Below are 21,358 nucleotides of genomic sequence, written 5' to 3'. Positions count from 1 at the left end.
CAGCAAGCCAGCCCCACGGCGAGCGCGATGGGCTGGTCTATCCTGCTACAACGCCATCGCGCTCGGGAGGACGGCATGGGCTGCCCGCAGGTCTGCGCCGGCGCCACCCTGCAATGCAGCTTCGGGGCGGCGCCGACGGTGCTCAACGTGTTGCCGCAGAACCGCACCCTGACCAGCGGGATGCCGGCGGCGAACATCATGGACCACATCCCGCTGCTGAACATTCCCACCTTCGGTCTCTGCCAGAGTCCGGCCAACCCCGTGGTGGCCGCCGCCACCGCCGCCGCCCTCGGCGTACTGACGCCGATGCCGTGCATTCCCGCCACCGCCAGCCCGTGGATCCCCGGCGGCCCGCCGACCCTGCTGCTGGGCGGGATGCCCGCGCTGGACGCCAATGGCACGCTGATCTGCACCTGGGGCGGGGTGATCAAGATCAGCGTGCCGGGACAGGTGCAGATGCTGATTCCCTGAGCGCCGCCTGGCCGATGCGCGCCTAGGGCTCCGCCAGCCTGGTCCACCACCAGCGCCAGCGCGCCATGGGCCTGCCCTCGCTGTCCAGTGGCCGGCCGTCATCGGCGAACGGCTGGGCGCCGTCCAGTAGCTGGCCGTTCAGGTAGCGTCCGTCGAAGGCCAGTTGGCCATTGCCATGGAAGCGTTGGTAGACCCCGTCGCGTACGCCGTCGCGGTAATGCTCGCGCTCGGCCACCTGGCCGTTGGCGAAATAGTTGAACGCTTCGCCGTGGAGCAGCCCGTTGCGGTAGTGCGCCTTGCGCTGCAACCAGCCTTCCGCGGCATGGAAACTCGCCGGCCCGTGCAGCTTGCCGTCGACGAAGGCGAGTTGCGCGGAGACCTTGCCGTTGGGATGGAACAGGGTGCTGGCGCCGTGCAACTGGCCCTGCCGGTAGCCGAGGCTGGCCTGCGGCCTGTCGTGCTCGTCGATGCGCAACGGGCCTTCCAGGCTGCCGTCGAGCAGGTTGCCGGCGAGATGGCTGTCGCCACGAACCAGGTCGAGCTTGCCGGATGCCGCCATGCGCTTCTCCTCAGTTGACCTTTACCAGGCCGCCCTTGATGGTCAGCATGCCGCCGCCGTCCACCGTCTGTTCGGCGCCGGCCTTGTTGGTCAGGCTGACGCCGGCATCGTTGGTCAGGCTGGTGCCGGCCTTGTTGGTGAGGGAGGTGCCGGCCTGGTTGGTCAGCGACGTCCCGGCCTTGCTGGTCAGCGAGGTGCCAGCCTGGGCGGCGAGGTCGGCGTCGCTCTTCAGGGTCAGGCTGCCGCCGCTCTGCAGGGCGAGGGTGCCGCTGACCTTGATGGTCAGGTTGCCGTCCACCGTCAGCTCGAAGTTGCCGCTGACCTTGTGGCTGTAGTTGCCGCCGGTGCTGTGGGTCTGGTCGGCGCCCACCGTCACCGTGCGCGTGTCCTTCACATCCAGGCTGTCGCTGCCGGTCTGGATGGTCACCGTGCGCTTGCCTTTCTCCAGGGTGACGGTCTCGTCGCCTTCCTTCACCGTGCGGGTGCGGGCGTTCTGCACCGTCAGGGTCTCGTCGTGGCCGATGCTGGCGGTGCTGTCGTTGAGCACGTTGACGTTGAGGTCCTTCTGCGCCTGGAGGAAGACTTCCTCGGCGTCCTTCTTGTCCTCGAAGCGCAGCTCGTTGAAACCGCCGCCGCCCTTCGACGAGTTGGTCTTGATCCCGGACTGCGTCTGGTTGTCCGGCAGCGCGTAGGGCAGGGCGTTGTCGCCGTTGTAGACGCAGCCGGTGACCAGCGGGCGGTCCGGGTCGCCGTCGATGAAGGTGACGATCACTTCCTGGCCGATGCGCGGCACGAACTGCATGCCGAAGCCCTTGCCGCTCCAGGGCAGCACCACGCGCACCCAGCAGGAGGAGGTCTCGTCGTTCTTGCCGTCGCGGTCCCAGGGGAACTGGATCTTGATCCGGCCGTACTGGTCGGTCCAGATCTCCTCGCCGGCCTTGCCCACCACCAGGGCGGTCTGGGTGTGCATGCGCGGCTTGGGCGTGACCCGCGCGGGGCGGTAGGCGGTGGCCTTGGGGATCGCCTCGAAGCGGTTGCGGTAGTGCGCGTGACTGGCGTCATGGGTGACCGAGGTCAGCACCCAGTCGATATTCAGCGAATCGTCGTCATGCCCGCTGAGGGTGAACCAGTGGCCGGGCACCAGCCAGCGGCAGTCGCTCTCGCCGATCAGGCGCGTCTCCTGGCTGCGCAGGCCGTCGATGCGTTGCTTGGTCAGGCTGTCGCCCTGGGCCTTGGCGGTGTAGCCGCCGGGGTGCTGGTAGACGCCGGCGGCGCCGGAAACCGCCTCGGCCTGGGAGTACAGCGAGGTGCCCGGGGTGGTGAACTCGTAGTCGGTGGCGCTGTAGGTCCCGGATACCGCCTGGAGGCTGTACTGCGCCGAACGCACGCCCTGCAACTCGCGCACGCCGATTCCTTGGCCCAGGTAGGCCACTTGCGGGCCGTTGGGAATCGGCGGGAAGGCGTCGTTGCTGTCGGCCAGCACCAGGGTGTGCTTGCCGGCGGCATGGGTGAAGAACCAGAAGATGCCGTCTTCCTCCAGCAGCCGCGAAACGAAGGCGAGATCGCTCTCGCCGTACTGCACGCAGTATTCGCGGGGCTGGTAGCTGCCGCTGAGCTGCAACTGGTAGTCGCTGAAGCCGTGCTGGTCGAAGACCTGGGTGACGATGTCGCTGGTGGCCAGGTTCTGGAACACCCGGTTGTTGCTGGCCAGCGTCAGCCACCAGAGCCAGGGGCGCAACAGCACCTGGTAGCGCTCGGCGCTGGCATCGCCGGGGAGTTGGCGGATCTCCGCGACCAGACCGTCGAGCGGACGCTGGTCGGCGTCGTTGTGCAGGGTGGCGGTGAGATGGGTGGCCACCGCATTGCTCAACGTCAGCGCGGTGGCGCTGTAGCCGCCGAGCGTCAGGCTGCCCAGCTCGTTCAACGCCTCGCCCCCGGAAAGCGTCTGGGGGTAAAGATCACCCAGGGTGGAGGCGCTGAGGGAGAGGGTGGTATTGGTGTCGGTGGGACGGGGCATTAGTGTGCCTTGTCATGCCAGCCCGAAGGAATGATGAATAACCTCAAGACGACCTTCATCCCGATTTTTCCATCCACGTATAGATCACCGGAAAATGATCGCTCCTCATCGGTTGGCCAAGTATTGTCGAGGAACTCCAGCTTTTCCCAAAAGGCCATCGAATGAGTGGATGTGGATTGGTTGTCCATGTGCTGTACGTTCCAGACCAGAATTTCAGCGCCATAATGATGACTTGGTCAGAGTTCATAAAGGGGGATGGAGGAGGCTTATTTTGTGGTTATGAAGTGTCAAAAAATAGATATCCCATTACTCGTTTCCTTTTTATTTGAGATGGCGCTAAATTATTCTTAAGGTACTCTCTGTCTTGCTTCCGAAGCTCGAAATCTTGGCGTTAGCACTACATTGCCTTGCGCATCAAAGAGTACCCCGTCTTTATGGTAATTGCCGTCGGCAAATTCTTTCGGTACCGACACCGATGAATTATAGTAATATACATCTATATTGGGGTAGCCCATGCTGTCTCGCATTTTGCTTTTGAATGAAGTAGCAAATTCCGAAAACTCACCCCCTGAGTTACATACGTAGAGCTTGACTCTTCTATGGTTTGCATTTAATCCTGCTACTTTCAGTCTTACTGACAGTTCCCCTGCCGTTAACGCCGGTATGAGCCCGTTCGCAGGAGGGGTGCTCAGGCTGAATATGTAGTCTGAGATGCCTTCGTAACCATGAGCAATCACGTACAGCGTATCGTCATTGTTTATGATATTTAATGGCTTCATGTGCTTAGTGTTGTAAAATAATAGCTTCGGTGGTTCTCTGCCGCGAGGATCCTTTGCCACTTGGGATGCCCAAAGCGTACCCATGGATAGTAGTTCGTTATTGCTTTCTTCGCTTGTGAATGGCACGAATAAATAGTTCATATAGACTCCTCAAATAGGGTCCTACTCCAACACCCACTCCGCCAACTTCCCCGTCACCTGCGCCATCAGCACGTTCTCGATATCCCGCGCGCCCGCCGCGCTGCACTTGGCGAGCACGGCCTTGACGATGGCCGGGTCGAAGTCGAACTGTTTGCCGGTAGCGGCCTTGTAGCGTTCCCGCAGTTTTTCCAGCTTGGCCACGACGATGCCTTCCAGGGTGGCTTCCTCCAGCGGCCGGTAAGGCACCACGGTCATGCGCGCGAGGAACGCCGGGCGGAAGGTTTGCAGCAGGACTTTGCGCAGGCGCTCGTCGAAGGCCGGGGTGGCGACCTGTTCGGCCGGGCTGTCCAGCAGCAGTTCGGCGCCGACGTTGCTGGTGGCGAGGATCACGGTGTTCCTGAAGTCCACCACCAGGCCGGTGCCGTCTTCCATCACGCCCTTGTCGAACACGTTGTAGAAGGCTTCCAGCACGTCCGGATGGGCTTTCTCGATCTCGTCCAGCAGCACCACCGAATAGGGCTTGCGGCGCACCGCTTCGGTGAGCACGCCGCCGCTGCCGTAGCCGACGTAGCCGGGCGGGGCGCCCTTGAGCTGGCTGACGGTGTGGGCCTCCTGGTACTCGGAGAGGTTGATGCTGATCAGGTTGCGTTCGCCGCCGTAGAGGGCGTCGGCCAGGGCGTAGGCGGTCTCGGTCTTGCCCACGCCGGTGGGGCCGGGCAGGAGGAATACGCCGACCGGCTTGGCCGGGTCGCTGAGTCCGGCGCGATAGGCCTGGATGCGCTGGGCGATGGCGCCCAGGGCGGCCTCCTGGCCCATCACCCGCTGGCCCATTCGTTGCGCCAGGGAACGGATGGCGTGGGCTTCGTCGGCGAGCATCTTGCCCACCGGGATGCCGGTCCAGCCGGCGATCACCGCGGCCACGGTACGCGAGTCCACCTGCTCGGGAACCAGCGGGTCGTCCTGGCGGATGGCTTCGAGGCCGGCCGCCAGGCGCGCCAGTTCGGCGGCCAGGTGGTCGATGCGACCGTCCAGTTCCTCGTCGGGCTTGGCCGCGTCGGCGCTTTCGCTGAGGGCCAGCAGTTCGCGGCGGATGTCGAGCAGTTCGCGCACCGCTTCGCGTTCCTCGTCCCAGCGGGTCTCCAGCTCGCGGATGGTCCGGCGGTTATCGCCCGACTCGCTTTCCAGGGCGGTGATACGCGCGCTGTGGTCGAGGCCGGTGGCCTGTTCCCGGCGCAGCCGCTGCAATTCCTCTTCCAGCGCCTGCTCGCGATGGCGCAGGCTTTCCAGCGGCGGCGGCACGTCGTGCTGGCCGAGGGCGACCCGCGCGCAGGCGGTGTCGAGCACGCTGATCGCCTTGTCCGGCAACTGGCGGCCGGAGATGTAGCGGTGCGACAGCTTCACCGCATCGACGATGGCCGCGTCCATGATCTGCACGCCGTGATGCAGTTCCAGCTTGCCGGCGACGCCGCGCAGCATCTCCACGGCGGTGGCCTCGTCCGGCTCCTCGACCTGGACCAGCTGGAAGCGCCGGGTCAGCGCCGGGTCCTTCTCGAAGTATTTCTTGTATTCCAGCCAGGTGGTGGCCGCCAGGGTGCGCAACTCGCCGCGCGCCAGGGCCGGCTTGAGCAGGTTGGCGGCGTCGCTGCCGCCTTCCGCGCCGCCGGCGCCGATCAGCGTGTGCGCCTCGTCGATGAACAGGATGATCGGCTGCGTGCTGTTGCGCACGGCGTCGATCACCCCCTTGAGGCGCTGCTCGAACTCGCCCTTCATGCTGGCGCCGGCCTGCAACAGGCCGAGATCGAGCACCCGCAGGATCACCTCCTGCAACGACGGCGGCACCTCGCCGGCGGCGATGCGCAGGGCCAGGCCCTCGACCACCGCGGTCTTGCCGACGCCCGGCGCGCCGACCAGGATCGGGTTGTTCTGCCGCCGGCGCAGGAGGATGTCGACGCACTGGCGGATCTCCCCGTCGCGCCCGACTATGGGGTCGATGCGCCCGGCGCGGGCCTCGGCGGTGAGGTCCTGGGTGTACTGGTCGAGCAGCGGGTCCGGGGCGCTTTCCGGCTTGTCGCCGCCTGCCGCCGGGCGGTTCGGCGCGGCCGGCTGTTCGCGGGAGGTCTGGATCCACTCCAGCAGGTTGGCCTGCAAGGCCTCGTGGGGAATCCGCAGTAGCGACGACGCGCTGTTCAGCAGCAGGGCGCGGCGCTCCTCGCGGTCGAGCAGGGCGAGCAGCAGCAGGCCGGAACGGATCTGCGCCTGGCCGAGCACGCTGGCGTGGACCACGGCGTCCTCGAGCAGGCCGATGGTGTGCGCGGACAACGCCGGAGTGCGGGTATTGCCGGCCTTGAACAGCTCCAGCGACAGGTTGATCTCGGCGACCAGGGCGTCGCGCTCCAGGCCGAAGCGCGGCAGCAGGCAGGCGAAGTCGCCGCCGTCGATGTCCAGCAGCTCCAGCAGCAGGTGCTCGATCTCTACGTAATGATGGGTGCGTTGCAGGCAGCGTTGCGCGGCGCGCTCCAGGGCGCGGCGACAGTCCGGGTTGAGGCGGCCGATCAGGGCGGCGAGTTCCATTTCAGGCTACCTCCGGCTGCCGCAGGTCGAGATCGATGCGCTGCCGCTGGCCGTCTGCGACGCGCCACAGGCCGGTGTTCCAGCTCAGCCTGGGCGGCGCACCGCGCTCCAGGCGCAGCGGCGCGCCGCCGCTCACCAGCAGGCTCAGGCGACAATCCAGGTCGGGGCCGAAGTACAGCGCGGCGAGGCTGGCCAACTGGCCATGGGCGTCGCCGTCGGGGAAGAAGCGGGCGGCTTCGCGGGCATCCAGCGGACCGAGACTGAGGGCGATGCCGGCGTGCTCGTCCCAGGTGCGCGTGCCGGCTATGGCGTCGCGACCCAGGCGCAGGTTGCGTCCGCCGCGTTGCAGCCGGCTGCGGCTGGCCGCGGGGATTTCCTTCCAGGCGCCCTGGTAGGCGTCCAGCCGTGCCTCCACGCCGAAATGCTGGCGCACCAGGCCGGCGAAGCCGGCCAGGGAGCGACGCCCGCCGGCGAACAGCGCGGTGCGTGCCAGTACCGCGCTGTCCGGCAGCGCCAGGCGCTCTTGCAGGGCTTTCGGCAACAGGCCGCTGAGGGCGCGTAGCTGCGCCTGCACCGGGGTCGCCGCCGGCACCGCGAAACCGAGCGCCACGCGATGCTTGCGCAGCACCCGGTAGAGCAGGCTGAGCAGGCGGTGCTGGAACAGGTCGAGGAACTCGGCGGGGGCATGGTCCTTCTGCCGGGCGCGTTGTTGCAGCCATTCCTGGTAGGCATAGGGCAACGGGCCGTCGGGTCCGCCGAGGCCGAACACCGGGGTGGACAGCACCGGTTGCTGCGGGTCGTCGAGCAGGCTTTCCACCTCGCTCGAGGCGAACAGCGGCAACAGCGGCCCGCGCAGGCGCAGGGCCTCCGCCCGCGGCGCGTTGCCGGTGCCCAGCGGCAACGCCTGGGGACGCTCGCGTTCGAGCAGCAGCAGCGCCTGCAACAGTTCGAAGCGCTGCGGCGTGCGGCGCAGCCGCTGACTCAGAGGGAGAGCGGCGAGCCGGCCTGGGGTTGCCATGTCTTCACCTCCTTGTCGGCTTCCACCAGGACCGTGCGCACGAAGCGGTTGGCGGTGGCATACAGCGAGAAGAACTGCGCCAGCACGGCGGAGAACAGCACGCCGCTGGCGCCGACGAAGTGTTGCGGATCGAGTCGCAGGCGGATTTCCAGGCCATTGCGCCAGCCGCGCCAGGCATCCTCGCCGACGTGCGCCACCACCCGCTGGCAGTCGAGTTGCCTCAGCCCTTCTATCTGCCGGCGGGCGCTGGCATCGTCGCGCAGGTTGTGCAGGGCGAGGATTTCCCGCAGGGCTTCGAGGGCGCGCGGGCCTTCCACCAGCGACAGGTGGTTGAGGGTCAGCTGCGAGACCAGTCTCCAGCGCGACTGGCCGTCCAGGCGCGGCTGGCTCTGCGCGCTGGGCGCGTTGCGCAGGCGTGCGGCGGCGACCGGCCCGGGCCGTTCGAAGCCCAGCGCGGTGCCGGCACCCAGGCGCTCGGCCAGATAGCGATTGGTGCATAGCAGCTCGGCGGTCAGGCTGAAGGCCGGGGCTTCGCGTAACGGGTCGAAGCCGGTATCCACCAGGCTCAGCAGCAGGTCGCTGCCCAGCCGGTTCGGGGTCAGCCCGGCGATGCGCCGGGCGTGCCAGTAGAGCGTGCCGAGGTGGCTGTCGTGGCGGCAGCCATAGTAGGCCGGGACTGGCTGCACGGTGCTCCCGGCCACCGAGCGCACGGCGCGGATGCTATGGATTTCCACGCTGTTCTCGCGGTGACTGTCGGCGACCAGGCGGTACTCGCTGCGGGTGCCGTCCGGGCGCAGCGGCTCCGAGGTCCGCGGAAAGAGGTTGATCGCCGGCGCGCAGCCGAGCTGGAAGTCTTCCGCCTGCAAATGCAGGCGTGCCGTCGGTGCGCGATCGAAGACCAGGTACAGGTAGAGCGTCTGTCCGTCGGCGAGCGCGCCGGACAGTGGCAGGTCGAAGAAGTGGAACTTGTCGGGGAAGGCGAAGTACTCGGCGAGCAGGCGCAGGCCCGGATGTCCGCCGTCTTCCTCCGGCAGCAGCGCCTCGTCGGCGGCGAAGCCGACGATCTCCGGCAGTCCGCGGAGCGCCGCCGGCGGCGTGCCGGGCGCCCCCGCCATGACCTGCACGGTATGCGCGGCGAGCAGGTCGTAGAGGATCGCGCAGCCCATCGGCGAAGCCGCCAGGTGGATGCGCAGGCGCTCGATCGACAGTTCGTCCCAGCGGTACTCGCCCAGGCAGCGCAGGCTCAGGCGCAACGCCGAGCGGGCGGCGCCGACTCCGGTCAGGGCTTGCGCCTCCTCGCCGCCGAGCAGGTTCGCCTCGTCGATCGCCAGCGGCCACAGGGTCGCCTCGGCGCTGCTGCGGAAATGCACGCTGTCGCCGCCACGGGTGGTGACGAACAGCGCGGTGTCGCGCGGCAGCCGGTAGCCCTCGGCGAGGTTGCCCTGGGTCGGGTCCGGCTCGAACTGGACGATCGCGCAGGACGGCAGCGGGCGCAGCGCCAGGGGGTAGAGCTGTTCGAGGAGGGCGTCGCTGAACTCTGCGTAGTCGTCGTCGAGGCGCCGTTGCAGGCGCGCGGTGAGCAGCGAGAAACCTTCCAGCAGACGCTCGACGTGCGGGTCGGGGCATTCGCCGGGAGCCAGTTGCAGGCGCCGGGCGACCTTCGGATAGCGCTCGGCGAAGGCGCCGCCGGCGTGCCGTAGCCAGGTCAGCTCGCGCTGGTAGTAGTCGAGCAGGTCGGCATCAATCGAATCGCTCATGGCGCACCTCAAGGCCATCGCTGCCCTGTTCGATGACGAATAGCGCAGGCGTCAGGCGCGACCCGCTGCGCAGGCGGCCGCCGAGCTGGATACGCAGGCGCTGCGGATTGCCCGGGTCAGGTTCGACCTCGACCTCGGCCAGTTGCAGGCGCGGCTCGAAATGCTCGACCGCCGCCCGCACCTCGCGCGCCAGCTGGCGCCGGTCCTCGGCGCGCAGGCGTTGCACGGCGGTCCAGTCGGCGAGCCCGTAGGCGAGGATGCCGCTGCGCGCATTCGCCGGGCGCCGTGTGTTGAGCAGGCGCAGCAGCTCGCCGCGGACCGACTCGGCCAGCGCCCGGTCGTCGAACGCGGGACGTTCGTCGGCCTCGGCGCTGAGGCGCTCGAACAGCGGCGGCAGGGCTCCGGACATGTCGGCGCCCGGTCACTTGACCAGCTGGTTGGCGGCCAGGTCCCAGGTCGAGGCGGCCGTGCCTTCCTTGGTGCCGTCGTCCTTCTGCGCGGTCAGCTCCCACTTGATCTTGGTGAAGTTCAGCGACAGGGTCTCCACCGGCTTGCCGCCGGCGCCGCCGCTGACGCTGACGTTGGAGAGCACCACGTTGTTCAGGGTGTAGACGATGAAGGGCATGATCTGCCCGTTGCCCTCGGCGGCGTTGCGGCCGATGGTGATGGTCGCCTCGGCGATCGGCTTGCCGGCGCAGCAATACTCGTTGAGGGTCGGGGTCGAGGTGTCGATGAACTTGGTGAGGGTGAATTCGCCGACGTGGGGTTTGCCGGAGGTGCGCTCCGAGTTGCTGACGTCGTTGGTGACCTGCATCGCCACGTTGTGGCTGTAGGACATGATTTCGATCTTGTTTTCGTAGCCGACGAGCAGGCTGTCGCCTTTGATGTCGCTGCCGAAATCGAGAATGATCGCATCCATCGCATCTGACTCCTGGAGAGGGGCTGTCTGGAACGGGAAGGGCGCCCCGCCGGCGCTGNCCGGCGGGGGCGGACTCACGCCGCTACCGGCGGCGGCAGGTTGGCGACCAGGCGGATCGACGCGCTGAGTTCCTCGAGCTGGAAGTGCGGCCGGAGGAACACCGTGGCGCGGTAGGCCCCCGGTTTGCCGGCCACCTCGCTGACATCCACCCGCGCCTCGCGCAGCGGGTACTGCGCCTTGATTTCCTGCGGTGCGTTGTCGTTGATCAGCACGTAGTCGGCGATCCAGTTGTTCAGGTAGGTCTGCACGTTGTCGCGGGTCATGAAGCTGCCGACCTTGTCGCGCATGATCACCTTCAGGTAGTGGGCGAAGCGCGATGCCGCCAGCACGTACGGCAGCATCGCCGACAGGCGCGCGTTGGCGTTGGCCTCGTTGGTGTTGTAGAGCCTGGCCTTGTTGGTGGTCTGGCCGCCGAAGAACACCGCCACGTCGCTGTTCTTCTTGTGGCACAGGGAAATGAAGCCGAGATCGTTGAGTTCCTTCTCGCGGCGGTCGGTGATCGCCACCTCGGTCGGGCACTTCAGCGACAGGTCGCCGGAGCTGGTGCGGAACGTGTGCGCCGGCAGGCCCTCGACCGCGCCGCCGCCTTCCGCGCCGCGGATCGCCGCGCACCAGCCGTACTTGGCGAAGGCCTCGGTGATGCGCTGCGCCAGGACCCAGGCGGCGTTGCCCCAGAGGTACTTGGAGTGGTCGGTGCCGTTGACGTCCTCGACATAGTTCATGCCTTCCACCGGTCGCGTCTCCGGGCCGTAGGGCAGGCGCAAGAGGAAGTTCGGCAGCACCAGCGACACGTAGCGCGAGTCCTCGCTCTCGCGGAAGGCGCGCCACTTGATCAGCTCCAGGCTCTCGAAGATCTTGGTCAGGTCGCGTGGCACGGCCAGTTCGGTGAAGCTGTTCATGTCGAACAGGCGTGGGCTGGCGGCGGCGATGAACGGCGCGTGGGCAGCCGCGGCGACGTTCGACAGCTTCTCCAGCAGGCCGATGTCCTGCGGATGGCGACCGAAGGTGAAGTCGCCGATCAGCAGGCTGAAGGGGTGTCCGCCGAAGGTGCCGTATTCCTCTTCGTAGATCTTCTTGAACAGTGCGCTCTGGTCGAATTCGACCGCCTTCTCCAGGTCGTTCTGCAGTTCGTTCTTGCCGACGTTCAGCAGGCGCAGCTTGAGCCGCGCGCTGGTCTCGGTGTTGCTCACCAGTTGGTGCAGGCCACGCCAGGAGGCTTCCAGCTTCTGCAACTCGGGGTGGTGGATGATCTGGTTGAGCTGGTCGCTGATCAGCGCATCGATCTGGCTGATGCGGTCGTTGATCATCGCCACGGTGTCCTTGTCGACGGCCATGCCCTCGTCGAGGACCTGGGTGGCGAATTCCGCGAGCATGTCGCGGGCATAGTCCTGCTGGCTGTCGTCGTGGGCCATGCGGCCCTTGGCGATGATCTCGTCGAGCAGGGACAGGGTCTGGGTCGAACTCTCGCCGGATTGTTCGGCGGCGGATGACTTGGGCATGGCGGCTTCTCCGGGAAGAGGGTCAGGCCGGCTGGTCGGCCGGGGGTTCGCTGTCGCCGGCCGGGGCCGCTTCGGCTTCCGGGCGGGCCGCTTTGATTTCCTGCAGGCCTTCGGTGTTGGCCACCACGTCCTGCAGCAACTGGTCGAGGTCGTCGTTGCCGTCGAGCTTGGTCAGCAGGTCGCGCAGGCGCTGGCGCGCTTCGAACAGGCGACGCAACGGGACCACCTGCTTCACCAGGTTGACCGGGTCGAAGTCCTCGATGTGGTTGAAGCGCAGCTCGACGTTCAGCTTGCTGTCGTCGCCGCTGATGGTGTTGTCGACCTGCAGGGTGGCGCGGGGAGAGATGGAGGAGAGGATCTCGTTGAAGTTGTCGCGGTTGATGTCGACGAAACGCCGTTCGACCAGCTTCGCCGGCGGGGTATCCGGCTTGCCGGAGAGGTCGGCGAGGATGCCGACCACCAGGGGCAGCTCCTTCTTCTCGATGGCGTTGCCGATCTCGACGTCGTAGGTGATCTGCACGCGCGGCGGGCGCACCCGGTCCAGCTTGTGCTGCGTACTCTCGGCCATGGCGGCTGACTCCGATGCAATGGTGGGGGAGCAATGCATCGGGGGGATGCCCTGATCATCGCAGTCCCTTGCTGGATCACAGGCATGACAGGGAAAACGGCGCAGAACCTGTCCTTGGCGATCCCTCTGGTCCGTCACTGGCGACGAACTACAAAAGACGCTAGAACAGGTCTATGGATTTGCAAAATAAAATTTTCGTTGGACTCCCATGAAGCACGGATGTTTCACCATATGTCGGAAACTCTTCCTGGCGCTGGCGATCCTGGCGCTGGCCGGCTGCTCGTATTTCTTCGCGCCGCGGGTCGAGTTGCAGCGGCTGACCCTGGATGTCGCCGCGCGCGCCAACGACGACTCGCCGATCGCCGTGGATTTCGTCGCGGTGAAGGATGCGGAGCTGTTCAAGGAACTGGCCGGACTGCCGGCCAGCCAGTGGTTCGCCAATCGCGAGCAGTACCGCCGCGACTACCGGCAGCAGTTCGCGGTATGGAGCCTGGAGCTGGTCCCGGGGCAGTTCATCGAGTCGGAGTCCTTCCCCTTGCGCGGCGACCGCGCAACTGGACTTTTGGTCTTCGCCGGCTATAACACACCCGGCGCGCACCGCTTGCGCCTCGACCAGCAGCAGCGCGTCTGGCTGCGTCTGGATACCCGGGAAATGCGACTGGTCAACGATCCCGCCACGCGTTAGCGGAGGGGCAGGCGAGCGACCGTCGTGCACGACAACGTAGGACGTCGAAGGGGAGTCGTATGAGTGTTCTGCCTGACGCGGTGTGCTGGCACGAAGGGATGCAACTGCTTCCCCAGCATTTCCAGTTGCAGGGATTGCGTGCCGAGGCGCTGGCGGCGCGCATCGGACAGGCCTGCAACCCTTGGTTCTGGGGAGTGACCGCCCTGGAACTGGACCCCTCTGCGTTGTGCGCCGGCCAAGTGCGGGTCCTGCACCTCGAAGCGATCCTGCCCGACGGCCTGCCGGTGAGCGTGCAGGCTGGTGTCGACGCGCCGCTGGAGTTCGATCTGGAGACAGCGCTGGCGGCCGCCGAAGGGCCGCTGCTGAACGTCCACCTGGCGGTCAGTCCGCTGTGGCGGGCGGGTCAGTTGCTGCCGCTGAAGGGCCGTCTGCAATCGCGGGTCGGCGCGCCGCTGCCGGACCTGGCCAGCGGCGAGCACCCCGAGCCGATCACCGTCTGGCGAGCGTCGCTGCGGCTGGTCGGCGACGACGGCAAGGCCGACTCCGTGTGCCTGCCGTTGCTGCGCGTGGCGAAGGAGGGCGGCGCCTACGTCAGCCTGCCCTACGTTCCGCCGACGCCACTGATCCTGCCGGAGTCGCCCCTGGGCAGACGCGTGCAGTCGCTCTGCGCGCGGGCCCGGGAGAAGGCGCTGTTCCTCGGCGGGCGCCTGCGCCTGGCGCAGCAGGCGGGCAACCAGGACGACGCGGTGGAAATCCGTCGCCAGCTTGCCGCGCTCTGGACCCGCCTGCCGGAGGTCGAAGGCCTGCTGGCAAGCCGTGCGGCCTCGCCGCTGGCCCTGCACGGCAGCCTGCTGGGCCTGGCCGGTGCCTGGGCGGCGCTCGATCCGCTGGCCGGCGTGCCGGCCTTCGAAGCGCTCGACTTCCTCGACCTGCGGCGTGGCTACGAGCCGCTGCTGGACTGGTTGGAGCGCGCCATCGAGTCGATCCGCGCGGGCTACCGCTGCCTGCCGTTCGAGCAGGAGGAACAGGTATTTTCCGTGCGCCTGCCCGATCCGGCGCCGCGTCAGCGCCTGGTGGTCGGCCTGCGGATGCCCGCCGGCGCCGGCGAACAGGCGGCGGCTGACTGGCTGGAGCGCGCCATCGTCGCCTCCGACCCGCACCTGCCGTTGCTCGCCCGGCAACGCATGAGCGGACTGGCGCGGCAGCCGATGAATCGCCAGGAACAGGTGGCCTACAGCGTTGGCGACGACACCCGTTTGTTCGTCGTGCAGGGTGCCGGCGACTGGTTCGATGCCGGCCAGCCGCTGCGCATCGTCGCGCCGGTCAGCGGGGGCGCCAGCAGTCCCTGGCAGATCGTGCTGTTCGTCGCCGACGGCAGCGACAACACCTAGACAGGAAGGAGCCGCCAATGCCCGAAGGGAGTGCAGGGCCTTTTTCCCAGGCGTACCAGGAGCAGCCGCTCAGCACGGCATTCCGCCAGGCCTGGCAGGAATGGCTGGAGGCCTGGGGCGCCCTCGACCGGGACGCCCAGGATGTGCCACGGATGGTCGAGCGCGCCCTCGAACTGTCCACCCGCATCACCCGGCGTCTGTGGCGCAGCGCCTTCGCCAGCGTCGGCGACGCGGCGGGCGTGCAGGTCAAGGCGATGGTCTATGCCTTCGTCGCCCTGGTCGACGAGACCCTGGTCTTCAGCGCCTGGCCGGGGCAGGGCGCCTGGCAGGACAAACCGCTGGAGTCGCATCTCTACGGCAGTCGCCAGGCGGGCGAATACCTGCCGCTGGCGATCAAGCGCCTGCTCGACGAACGCGCCCCGGCCAGTCGCGACCTGGCCAACGTCTACCTGCAATGCCTGATCCTCGGCTTCCGCGGTCGCCTGCGCGGGCCGCGCGGCGAGGCGCTGCACGAGAAGTGGCGGCAGGCGTTGTTCGCCTTCGCCTGGCAGCGCGAGGCGGACGCCGCCGACCTCGGCCGTCGCCTTGAGCAGCCCGCCGCTGCGCCGCCACGGCGTCTGCCGGTGCGCGCAGCGCTGCCGGACGGCTTCCGCCTGGGCCTGGCGGTGCTCGGGCTGGTGCTGTTGATGAGCGGTATCGGACACCTGTTCTGGCGCGACATCCAGCACGAAATGGCGGCGGTGACCCACCTGGCCGATGCGGAGCAGGCGCCATGAGCGGCGCGACGCTGTTCATGCTGGTTCTCCTCCTGGTGCTGCTGGCGCTGCTGCTGGGGGCGCTGGGCTGGTGGTGGCGGACCCGGGGCGGTACGGAGATCCGCAGCTTCTACGCGGCGGTCCGGCAGATGGAGCGCGAGCAGGGCTGGCAGGGCCGCTACGAAGCGCCCTGGCTGCTGATGCTCGGCAACGAGACCGAGGGCGAGCAGTTGTGCGCCACCTGGCGCCTGCTGCCGGTGGCGCGTCCGGCCTGGTTCGGCCGCTGGTGGTCGGACGGCGAGGGGGCGATCCTGCTGGTGCCCGAGTCGGTGTTCCTGCCCGACGAGGGCCTGCGCCGGCAAAGCGGCGCCTGGCTGCGCCTGTTGCGTCTGTTCCTGCGCCTGCGCGGCAGGCGCGCGCTGGACGGGGTGGTCTGGAACATTCCGCTGGCGCGGTTGCAGGATGGCGAGCAGGCGGCCAACCTCGGCCTCGCCGCGCGCCGTCGCTACGTGGAACTGACCCAGCGCCTTGGCCTGAGCCTGCCGGTTTACGTGGTGATCACTGGCCTGGAAGACCTGCCGGGTTTCCAGGAACTTCTCGCGGCGCTGCCCGAGGAGGCGCGCGAGCGCGCCCTCGGCTGGTCCTCGCCGTTCGCCGCCGAAGCGGCCTGGCAGTCGCGCTGGTGCGAGCAGGCGCTGGAGGAAATCACCGCCACCCTGACCGAGTCGATCGTCGAACTCGGTACCTTGCGCGGCCAGGTGGACAATGAGCTGTATTGCCTGCCGCCACGCCTGGAAAGTCTCCGCGGTTCGTTGCAGGCGCTGCTCGAACCGGTCTTCCAGGGCAACGCCAGGGGCGAGGCGCCGCGCTTTCGCGGTCTCTACCTGAGCGGCAGCGAGGCGGCGGGCGCGGCAGCCGACGAAGTCCTGCCGGCGGTCGACGCGCCGCGTCGGCGCAGCAGCTTCGCCAGCCAACTGTGGGCACGGCGGATCCTTGCCGAGGAAGGCCTGGCCCAGGCGGTGCCGCGCATCCTCCAGCTGCGTCAGCGCTGGCAGCGCGGGATCGGCCTCGCCGCGTTGTGCCTGTGCCTGCTCTGGGGCGGCCTGATGACCTGGGTCTGGCGCGACGCGCTGCGCGACGCCGGTGAACTGTCGCAACTGCTGCATGGCGCCAGTGAGCGCTACCAGCCGCTCGACGACGACACTCGGCGCGCCGCCCAGGTCCGGCAGAACGTCCAGGCCTGGTGGCAACTGGTGTCACAGGCGCCGCGCTGGCGCTTCACTTCGCTGGCGTTTCCCAGTTCCTGGTTTTCCTCCCTGGATGCACGTATCGACAACGCGTATCGCCGCGTTTCCGAGCGCCTGCTGGTGCGACCGCTGCGCAGCCTGCTGGAAGGCGAGGCGAGCGACCTGCGGGCGATCCGCAGCGATGGCCAACCCGGCCTGAAGGAGGGCGACGACCCCAGCCAGTGGAAGGACTACCTGGCGGCGAAGGACCTGGTCGCCCGCGCCACTACGCTGGAGCGCCACAATCGCTTGTTCGCCCAGGCCATCGACAACCGCAGGACGCCGCTCGACGACCTTCTGCAACTGAGTAACGATGCCTTGGGCAGCAGCTACAACGCCGGCAGCCTGGCGCGCCTGGCCTATTACAACCGCACGCTGTTCGCCGAGCGTCCGGCCGATCTCGCCGCCCTCGACCTGGGCCGGGTCGCCGCCACGGCGGCGGATAACTTCCATGACCTGATGGCACGCTGGCTGAACGCCTACTTCCTCACCGACAGCCTGGAACGCACCGGCAATGCCCTGACCCAGGAACTCGCGCAGCTCGGCCAGGAACGAGACGCCACGGCGGCCCAGTTGCTGGGGATCGGCGAATTGATCAACCACCTGCAGCAACAGGTCAACCGCATCAACCTGATCTGGGGCAATGGCGTCGGCCAGGATCTCGTCCCTGGCTACCAGAACCTGCTCAAGAGCGCCCAGCAAAGCAGCTTGCTGGGAAACCGCGTGGAGGAACTGCAGAACCTCACCGTGCAGTTGCAGCAGCAGTTTCGCAGCGAATGGATCGCGCCTCCGGAGGCTGCCGGCGACGGCCTGCTGGTGAAACAGGGGGCGACGCTCAAGCTGGCCGATGACCTGCTCGGTCTGAAACGCGCCATCGATGACCTGAAGACCAAGGACTTCGTCTCCGTGGCCCTGGCGGACAAGACACTGGCGGACCACTCCTTGCTGAGCATCGACGATATCGGCGTGACTCAGGCGTTGAGCTTCTTCAACGACTTCACCGGCTACTACGAGAGCACCCTGCCATCGCTCAACCCGCGCTATCGCTATTCGGTCCTGCACGCCGCCGCCAGCGCGGCGACCGAGGCCATGTGGCAAAGCCTCGGGCCGCGCAGTCGTAGCCTGGCCAGTCGCAATGCCTCGCGTTTCGACGTGCAGGTCAAGCAGGTCCAGGTGTTGCAGGCGGCGCTGCTGGAGTTGCAGGACCTGCAGGCCGGCGCGCGCCTGCTGCTCAGCCTCAACGCGCTGGCCGTGGCCGATATCGGCCAGGCCCTGCGCGACATCGACGAGCAGGCGGTGCTGCGCGAGCCGGTCGATTTCAGCCGCTGGTCGGGCGCGCCGAATTTCGGCCTGCAGATGTTCCGCGCCCAGGACAGTGCCGAGCTGAAGCAAAGCCTGAACAGCCAGTTCAATGCCATGGCGGCCGTCGCCGAACGCCACGCCCCGGCGCTGGAGTGGTTGCAGGCGCAGCAATCCAGCCTGGCCACCGCCGACTACAACGCGTTCGTGCGCTTCAGCGCGCTCAACGCCGAACTGCAGAAATTCAAGGCCGACAACCCGGCGAGCACCGCGGCGCAGTTGGCGAAGCTGGTGGGTAACGATTTCAACCAGATGGACATCGGCAGTTGCGCCGACATTCTCAACGGCGTGCTCCTGCCGTCCAGCCGCAGCGACCTGGCGACGCGCCTGGTGGACCTGCGCCAGGGCGCGCTCGGGCGCTGCCAGTCGTTGCAACAGCAGCAGGCGGCGCAGGCCTGGAAGGACCTCGCCGACTACTTCAACCAGTACCTCGCCGGACGCTTCCCGTTCGCCTACAGCCTGGAAGCGGCCGATGCCGAGCCGGGGCGGGTGCGGCACCTGCTGAAACTGATGGAGACGCGCTTGCCGCAGGTGCGCGAAGGGCTGGCCCAGGTTCGCTCGCCGGACCTGCCGGCCGCCGAGGACTTCGTCCGCCGCCTGGAGCAGGCGCAGCGCTGGCTCGGCCCGCTGTTCGAGCGCGACAAGTCGGGCCTGCTCGGCGTCGCCCTGGACATCGACTGGCGCAGCGACCGCAGCCTGGAACGCGGCGCCGACCAGGTGATCGCCTGGAGCCTGTACTCGGGCGACCAGGAAAGCCGTTTCCCCGGCGCGCAGGACAAGGGCCTGACCTGGAATGTCGGCGATCCGCTGAAAATCATGCTGCGCTGGGCGAAGAACGGCTCGCAGCGTCCGGCAGACGACCCGCGCCAGGCCAGCCTGGCGGTGGCCGACCTCGAGGCCGGCTGGAGCTACCAGGGCTCCTGGGCGCTGTTGCGCATGATGCGCGCGCACTTCTCCCGGCAGCGCCCGCCGAACGTCGACTACACGGAGTTTCCGCTGGTCCTGCAACTGCCGGTGTATGCGCCTTACAGCCCGGAAAACGAGGCGCGGATGTTCCTCCGCCTGTCGTTGATGAGCCTGGGCGGCAAGACCCCGCTGTCCATCCAGCCGCTGCCGGTGCGCGCGCCGCAATCGCCGTTCGCGACGCTGTTGCCGGCCACCGTCGCCAGCACCGGAGGTACCCCATGACCCTGCCTCTTTCCGGCAACGCCCTGTCCCTGGAAGTGCTGCTCGAACCGATCGACCCCGGACAGCCGTGCGGCCCCAGCCTGCGCTACGACCCGGACTACGACCGCCTGCGCGAGTTGCGCCGGGAGGACGACAGCAGCCTGCCGACCGGCGTCTGGCAAGCGGAGGCCAAGCGCGCCGACTGGGCCGCGGTGGAGCAGTTGGCCAGCGAACTGTTGCAGCGGCGCAGCAAGGACCTGATGCTCGCCGCCTGGCTCGGCGAGGCCTGGCTGCAACGCGGCGGGCTGGGCGGATTGCAGCGCGCGCTGGTGCTGCTGGCGGAACTCTGCGAGCGCTACCCCGAGGAGGTGCATCCGCAAGCCCAGGACGGCGACCAGTCGTGGCGGGTGCCGCCCATCGACTGGCTGTTGCGCCGCTATGCCGAGCTGCTGCACACGCGCCTGCCGCTGATGGGGCAGGGCGCGTTCGCCGAGATCACCCTCTATGCCTGGCAGAGGTTGCAGCGCCAGCAGGTCGCCAGCGGCGACAGCAAGAGCGCCAAGGCGGCGCTGGAAGCGGCGCAACTTCAGCAGAAGAAGCTAGACGAAGCGTTGCGCGCGGAGCCCCTGGTGCAATGGCAGCGCAAGCAGGCCAGCCTGCTCGCCTGCCAGCAGCAACTACAGCGCCTGGAACAGTGGTGCGACCGCTGCCTGGGCGAACTCGCCCCCAGTTGCCAGCCATTGCGCGAGGTCATCGCGCAATGGCTGGCCTTGCTCAAGGAGTTCATCGCCATGCACCCGCAAGCGCCGCTGTCCGAAGAACAGCCCCCGGTCGCGGAGGCGGATGCCAGCGAAGGCGACGCGGACGGCGAGGAAAGCGTCCCGGCGAGCGCGCCGAGCGGGCCGGCTGGCGCGCCGACCAGTCGCGAGGACGCCTACCGGCAATTGCTGCTGATCGCTGACTACCTGGCGCGCACCGAGCCGCACAGCCCGGTTCCCTACCTGATCAAGCGCGCGGTGGAGTGGGGCAACAAGCCGCTGAGCGAGTTGCTGGCGGAGCTGATCAATGCGGACTCGGAGGCGCGCCGAGTCTGGTCGCTGCTTGGCGTACTGCCCTAATGAGCGGGGTTATATTTTTTATTCGAATATATAAATACGAATTCAGAATTTTTTAATCTATGGGTTCCTGGGGCAAGATGGGCGCACATTCCCCGGCTCGGAACCCAGCATGTCCGTCATCACCCATCCCCACGCCCGCGAGCTGACCAAATCGGTGCGCGCCACCGTGCTGGTGTTCAACGACCCCCGTTCCCGCGAGCTGCTGGAGCGCATCGAGCGCCTGGCGCCCAGCGAGGCCAACGCGCTGGTCATCGGCGAGACCGGCACCGGCAAGGAGCTGGTGGCGCGCCATATCCACGCCCTCAGCGGACGCAACGGCGGCCCGTTCGTCGCGGTCAACTGCGGTGCTTTCGCCGAGAGCCTGGTGGAGAGCGAGCTGTTCGGTCACGAGAAGGGCGCCTTTACCGGTGCGTTGCAGAGCAAGGCCGGCTGGTTCGAGGCAGCCAACGGCGGCACCCTGTTCCTCGACGAGATCGGCGACCTGCCGCCGAGCATCCAGGTCAAGCTGCTGCGCGTGCTGCAGGAACGCGAGGTGGTGCGGCTCGGTTCGCGCCGGCCGATCCCCATCGACGTGCGGCTGGTGGCGGCGACCAACGTCGACCTGGCCGACGCGGTGGTCGCCGGACACTTCCGCGAGGACCTGTTCTACCGCCTGCACGTGGCGACCATCCAACTGCCGCCGTTGCGCGAGCGCCGCGGCGATATCCTGCCGCTGGCCGAGTACTTCATCGTCGAGCACTGCCGGCGCCTCGGCTACACCAGCGCGAGCCTGAGCCCGGAAGCCGAGCGCAAGCTGCTCGGGCATTCCTGGGCGGGCAATATCCGCGAGCTGGAGAACGCCATCCACCACGCGCTGCTGGTCTGCCGCAACCGTCTGATCCAGCCGGCCGACCTGCACCTCATCGACATGCGTGCGCGCCAGGAGCCGAACGGCTTGCGCCGCGCTCCCGAAAGCGCCGCCGGCTCGGCGTTGGAGGCGGCGCTGCAGGCGCTGTTCGAGGAAAACCGCGAGGATCTCTACGAGCACATCGAGGAAACCGTGTTCCGTGCCGCCTATCGCTTCTGCCACGGCAACCAGTTGCAGACCGGACGCCTGCTGGGGATCAGCCGCAACATCGTGCGCGCCCGCCTGGAGAAGATCGGCGAGCTGGAAACCTCGCCACGACACAACGTGGTCTCGCTGGTGGGCAAGTGAGCGTGGCGCTTTACAGTCTTTCACAATTCCCCCACAAAACCGG

General features: G+C 67.6%; 18 protein-coding genes. 7 read left to right on the top strand and 11 right to left on the bottom strand.

Going from position 1 to position 21,358, the window contains the following annotated elements:
* Nucleotides 1–75 precede the first annotated feature (75 nt).
* Nucleotides 76–471 carry a DUF4280 domain-containing protein gene (locus tag ACTJJX_RS19625; RefSeq protein ID WP_003089513.1) on the top strand — a complete coding sequence of 132 codons (396 nt, stop codon included), beginning with the start codon at nucleotides 76–78 and terminating at the stop codon, nucleotides 469–471.
* A 22-nt stretch (nucleotides 472–493) separates the two neighbouring features.
* Here the strand turns inward: ACTJJX_RS19625 and ACTJJX_RS19620 are convergent, their stop codons facing one another.
* The 11 genes from ACTJJX_RS19620 to tssB form a co-directional block, all read right to left on the bottom strand.
* On the bottom strand, nucleotides 494–1,030 hold the full coding sequence (locus ACTJJX_RS19620) for a toxin-antitoxin system YwqK family antitoxin (protein WP_003104933.1): 537 nt from the start codon (nucleotides 1,028–1,030) through the stop codon (nucleotides 494–496).
* Between the two features lie 10 nt (nucleotides 1,031–1,040).
* Complete coding sequence (gene tssI / locus ACTJJX_RS19615) at nucleotides 1,041–3,047, bottom strand: type VI secretion system Vgr family protein (protein WP_003114515.1); 2,007 nt, start codon at nucleotides 3,045–3,047, stop codon at nucleotides 1,041–1,043.
* Nucleotides 3,047–3,235: a hypothetical protein gene (locus ACTJJX_RS19610; RefSeq protein ID WP_003104930.1), complete on the bottom strand. Its 189-nt coding sequence runs from the start codon at nucleotides 3,233–3,235 to the stop codon at nucleotides 3,047–3,049. The genes tssI and ACTJJX_RS19610 overlap by 1 nt, the downstream gene beginning before the upstream one ends.
* 159 nt (nucleotides 3,236–3,394) lie before the next feature.
* Nucleotides 3,395–3,967: a hypothetical protein gene (locus ACTJJX_RS19605; protein WP_003122693.1), complete on the bottom strand. Its 573-nt coding sequence runs from the start codon at nucleotides 3,965–3,967 to the stop codon at nucleotides 3,395–3,397.
* Between the two features lie 21 nt (nucleotides 3,968–3,988).
* On the bottom strand, nucleotides 3,989–6,538 hold the full coding sequence (gene tssH, locus ACTJJX_RS19600; protein ID WP_016852873.1) for a type VI secretion system ATPase TssH: 2,550 nt from the start codon (nucleotides 6,536–6,538) through the stop codon (nucleotides 3,989–3,991).
* A gap of 1 nt (nucleotide 6,539) precedes the next feature.
* Nucleotides 6,540–7,556 carry a type VI secretion system baseplate subunit TssG gene (gene tssG, locus ACTJJX_RS19595; protein ID WP_016852874.1) on the bottom strand — a complete coding sequence of 339 codons (1,017 nt, stop codon included), beginning with the start codon at nucleotides 7,554–7,556 and terminating at the stop codon, nucleotides 6,540–6,542.
* A complete protein-coding gene (gene tssF, locus ACTJJX_RS19590; protein ID WP_003104926.1) occupies nucleotides 7,520–9,313 on the bottom strand; it encodes a type VI secretion system baseplate subunit TssF in 1,794 nt (597 codons plus the stop codon). The genes tssG and tssF overlap by 37 nt, the downstream gene beginning before the upstream one ends.
* On the bottom strand, nucleotides 9,297–9,722 hold the full coding sequence (gene tssE / locus ACTJJX_RS19585; RefSeq protein ID WP_003450950.1) for a type VI secretion system baseplate subunit TssE: 426 nt from the start codon (nucleotides 9,720–9,722) through the stop codon (nucleotides 9,297–9,299). Before tssE ends, tssF begins: the two co-directional genes overlap by 17 nt.
* Before the next feature lie 12 nt (nucleotides 9,723–9,734).
* The gene (locus ACTJJX_RS19580) at nucleotides 9,735–10,232 is read right to left on the bottom strand and encodes an Hcp family type VI secretion system effector (RefSeq protein ID WP_003089495.1); all 498 of its coding nucleotides are present in this window, start codon (nucleotides 10,230–10,232) and stop codon (nucleotides 9,735–9,737) included.
* A gap of 74 nt (nucleotides 10,233–10,306) precedes the next feature.
* The gene (gene tssC, locus ACTJJX_RS19575) at nucleotides 10,307–11,791 is read right to left on the bottom strand and encodes a type VI secretion system contractile sheath large subunit (protein WP_003089494.1); all 1,485 of its coding nucleotides are present in this window, start codon (nucleotides 11,789–11,791) and stop codon (nucleotides 10,307–10,309) included.
* 22 nt (nucleotides 11,792–11,813) lie between these two features.
* The gene (tssB, locus tag ACTJJX_RS19570; RefSeq protein ID WP_016852875.1) at nucleotides 11,814–12,359 is read right to left on the bottom strand and encodes a type VI secretion system contractile sheath small subunit; all 546 of its coding nucleotides are present in this window, start codon (nucleotides 12,357–12,359) and stop codon (nucleotides 11,814–11,816) included.
* Nucleotides 12,360–12,567: 208 nt separating this feature from the next.
* On the opposite strand from tssB, the gene ACTJJX_RS19565 reads away from it, so the two are divergent.
* The 6 genes from ACTJJX_RS19565 (at nucleotide 12,568) to ACTJJX_RS19540 (ending at nucleotide 21,315) form a co-directional block, all read left to right on the top strand.
* The gene (locus ACTJJX_RS19565; RefSeq protein WP_016852876.1) at nucleotides 12,568–13,044 is read left to right on the top strand and encodes a hypothetical protein; all 477 of its coding nucleotides are present in this window, start codon (nucleotides 12,568–12,570) and stop codon (nucleotides 13,042–13,044) included.
* A 59-nt stretch (nucleotides 13,045–13,103) separates the two neighbouring features.
* Nucleotides 13,104–14,435 (top strand): type VI secretion system baseplate subunit TssK, encoded by a 1,332-nt coding sequence (gene tssK / locus ACTJJX_RS19560; RefSeq protein ID WP_023082413.1) that lies wholly within the window; start codon nucleotides 13,104–13,106, stop codon nucleotides 14,433–14,435.
* A gap of 17 nt (nucleotides 14,436–14,452) precedes the next feature.
* The gene (locus tag ACTJJX_RS19555) at nucleotides 14,453–15,211 is read left to right on the top strand and encodes a DotU family type IV/VI secretion system protein (RefSeq protein WP_003104706.1); all 759 of its coding nucleotides are present in this window, start codon (nucleotides 14,453–14,455) and stop codon (nucleotides 15,209–15,211) included.
* Nucleotides 15,208–19,023: a type VI secretion system protein gene (locus ACTJJX_RS19550; protein ID WP_009876461.1), complete on the top strand. Its 3,816-nt coding sequence runs from the start codon at nucleotides 15,208–15,210 to the stop codon at nucleotides 19,021–19,023. Before ACTJJX_RS19555 ends, ACTJJX_RS19550 begins: the two co-directional genes overlap by 4 nt.
* Entirely contained in the window at nucleotides 19,020–20,120 is a 1,101-nt protein-coding gene (tssA, locus tag ACTJJX_RS19545) for a type VI secretion system protein TssA (protein ID WP_003117861.1), read from the top strand. The genes ACTJJX_RS19550 and tssA overlap by 4 nt, the downstream gene beginning before the upstream one ends.
* 109 nt (nucleotides 20,121–20,229) lie before the next feature.
* On the top strand, nucleotides 20,230–21,315 hold the full coding sequence (locus tag ACTJJX_RS19540) for a sigma-54 interaction domain-containing protein (protein ID WP_003115339.1): 1,086 nt from the start codon (nucleotides 20,230–20,232) through the stop codon (nucleotides 21,313–21,315).
* The last annotated feature ends 43 nt before the right edge of the window (nucleotides 21,316–21,358 follow it).

The organism is Pseudomonas sp. 22490, assembly GCF_052044465.1.
Lineage (GTDB): Bacteria > Pseudomonadota > Gammaproteobacteria > Pseudomonadales > Pseudomonadaceae > Pseudomonas > Pseudomonas aeruginosa.
The sequence above is the reverse complement of the archived record's forward strand: the minus strand, read 5'-3'. Positions and strand labels throughout refer to the sequence as shown.

What these genes read in the sequence shown, in the direction of transcription:
- ACTJJX_RS19625 (WP_003089513.1), top strand. Translation starts at nt 76, where the DNA reads ATGGGCTGCCCGCAGGTCTGCGCCGGCGCCACCCTGCAATGCAGCTTC.
- ACTJJX_RS19620 (WP_003104933.1), bottom strand. Translation starts at nt 1,030, where the DNA reads ATGGCGGCATCCGGCAAGCTCGACCTGGTTCGTGGCGACAGCCATCTC.
- tssI (WP_003114515.1), bottom strand. Translation starts at nt 3,047, where the DNA reads ATGCCCCGTCCCACCGACACCAATACCACCCTCTCCCTCAGCGCCTCC.
- ACTJJX_RS19610 (WP_003104930.1), bottom strand. Translation starts at nt 3,235, where the DNA reads ATGGACAACCAATCCACATCCACTCATTCGATGGCCTTTTGGGAAAAG.
- ACTJJX_RS19605 (WP_003122693.1), bottom strand. Translation starts at nt 3,967, where the DNA reads ATGAACTATTTATTCGTGCCATTCACAAGCGAAGAAAGCAATAACGAA.
- tssH (WP_016852873.1), bottom strand. Translation starts at nt 6,538, where the DNA reads ATGGAACTCGCCGCCCTGATCGGCCGCCTCAACCCGGACTGTCGCCGC.
- tssG (WP_016852874.1), bottom strand. Translation starts at nt 7,556, where the DNA reads ATGGCAACCCCAGGCCGGCTCGCCGCTCTCCCTCTGAGTCAGCGGCTG.
- tssF (WP_003104926.1), bottom strand. Translation starts at nt 9,313, where the DNA reads ATGAGCGATTCGATTGATGCCGACCTGCTCGACTACTACCAGCGCGAG.
- tssE (WP_003450950.1), bottom strand. Translation starts at nt 9,722, where the DNA reads ATGTCCGGAGCCCTGCCGCCGCTGTTCGAGCGCCTCAGCGCCGAGGCC.
- ACTJJX_RS19580 (WP_003089495.1), bottom strand. Translation starts at nt 10,232, where the DNA reads ATGGATGCGATCATTCTCGATTTCGGCAGCGACATCAAAGGCGACAGC.
- tssC (WP_003089494.1), bottom strand. Translation starts at nt 11,791, where the DNA reads ATGCCCAAGTCATCCGCCGCCGAACAATCCGGCGAGAGTTCGACCCAG.
- tssB (WP_016852875.1), bottom strand. Translation starts at nt 12,359, where the DNA reads ATGGCCGAGAGTACGCAGCACAAGCTGGACCGGGTGCGCCCGCCGCGC.
- ACTJJX_RS19565 (WP_016852876.1), top strand. Translation starts at nt 12,568, where the DNA reads ATGAAGCACGGATGTTTCACCATATGTCGGAAACTCTTCCTGGCGCTG.
- tssK (WP_023082413.1), top strand. Translation starts at nt 13,104, where the DNA reads ATGAGTGTTCTGCCTGACGCGGTGTGCTGGCACGAAGGGATGCAACTG.
- ACTJJX_RS19555 (WP_003104706.1), top strand. Translation starts at nt 14,453, where the DNA reads ATGCCCGAAGGGAGTGCAGGGCCTTTTTCCCAGGCGTACCAGGAGCAG.
- ACTJJX_RS19550 (WP_009876461.1), top strand. Translation starts at nt 15,208, where the DNA reads ATGAGCGGCGCGACGCTGTTCATGCTGGTTCTCCTCCTGGTGCTGCTG.
- tssA (WP_003117861.1), top strand. Translation starts at nt 19,020, where the DNA reads ATGACCCTGCCTCTTTCCGGCAACGCCCTGTCCCTGGAAGTGCTGCTC.
- ACTJJX_RS19540 (WP_003115339.1), top strand. Translation starts at nt 20,230, where the DNA reads ATGTCCGTCATCACCCATCCCCACGCCCGCGAGCTGACCAAATCGGTG.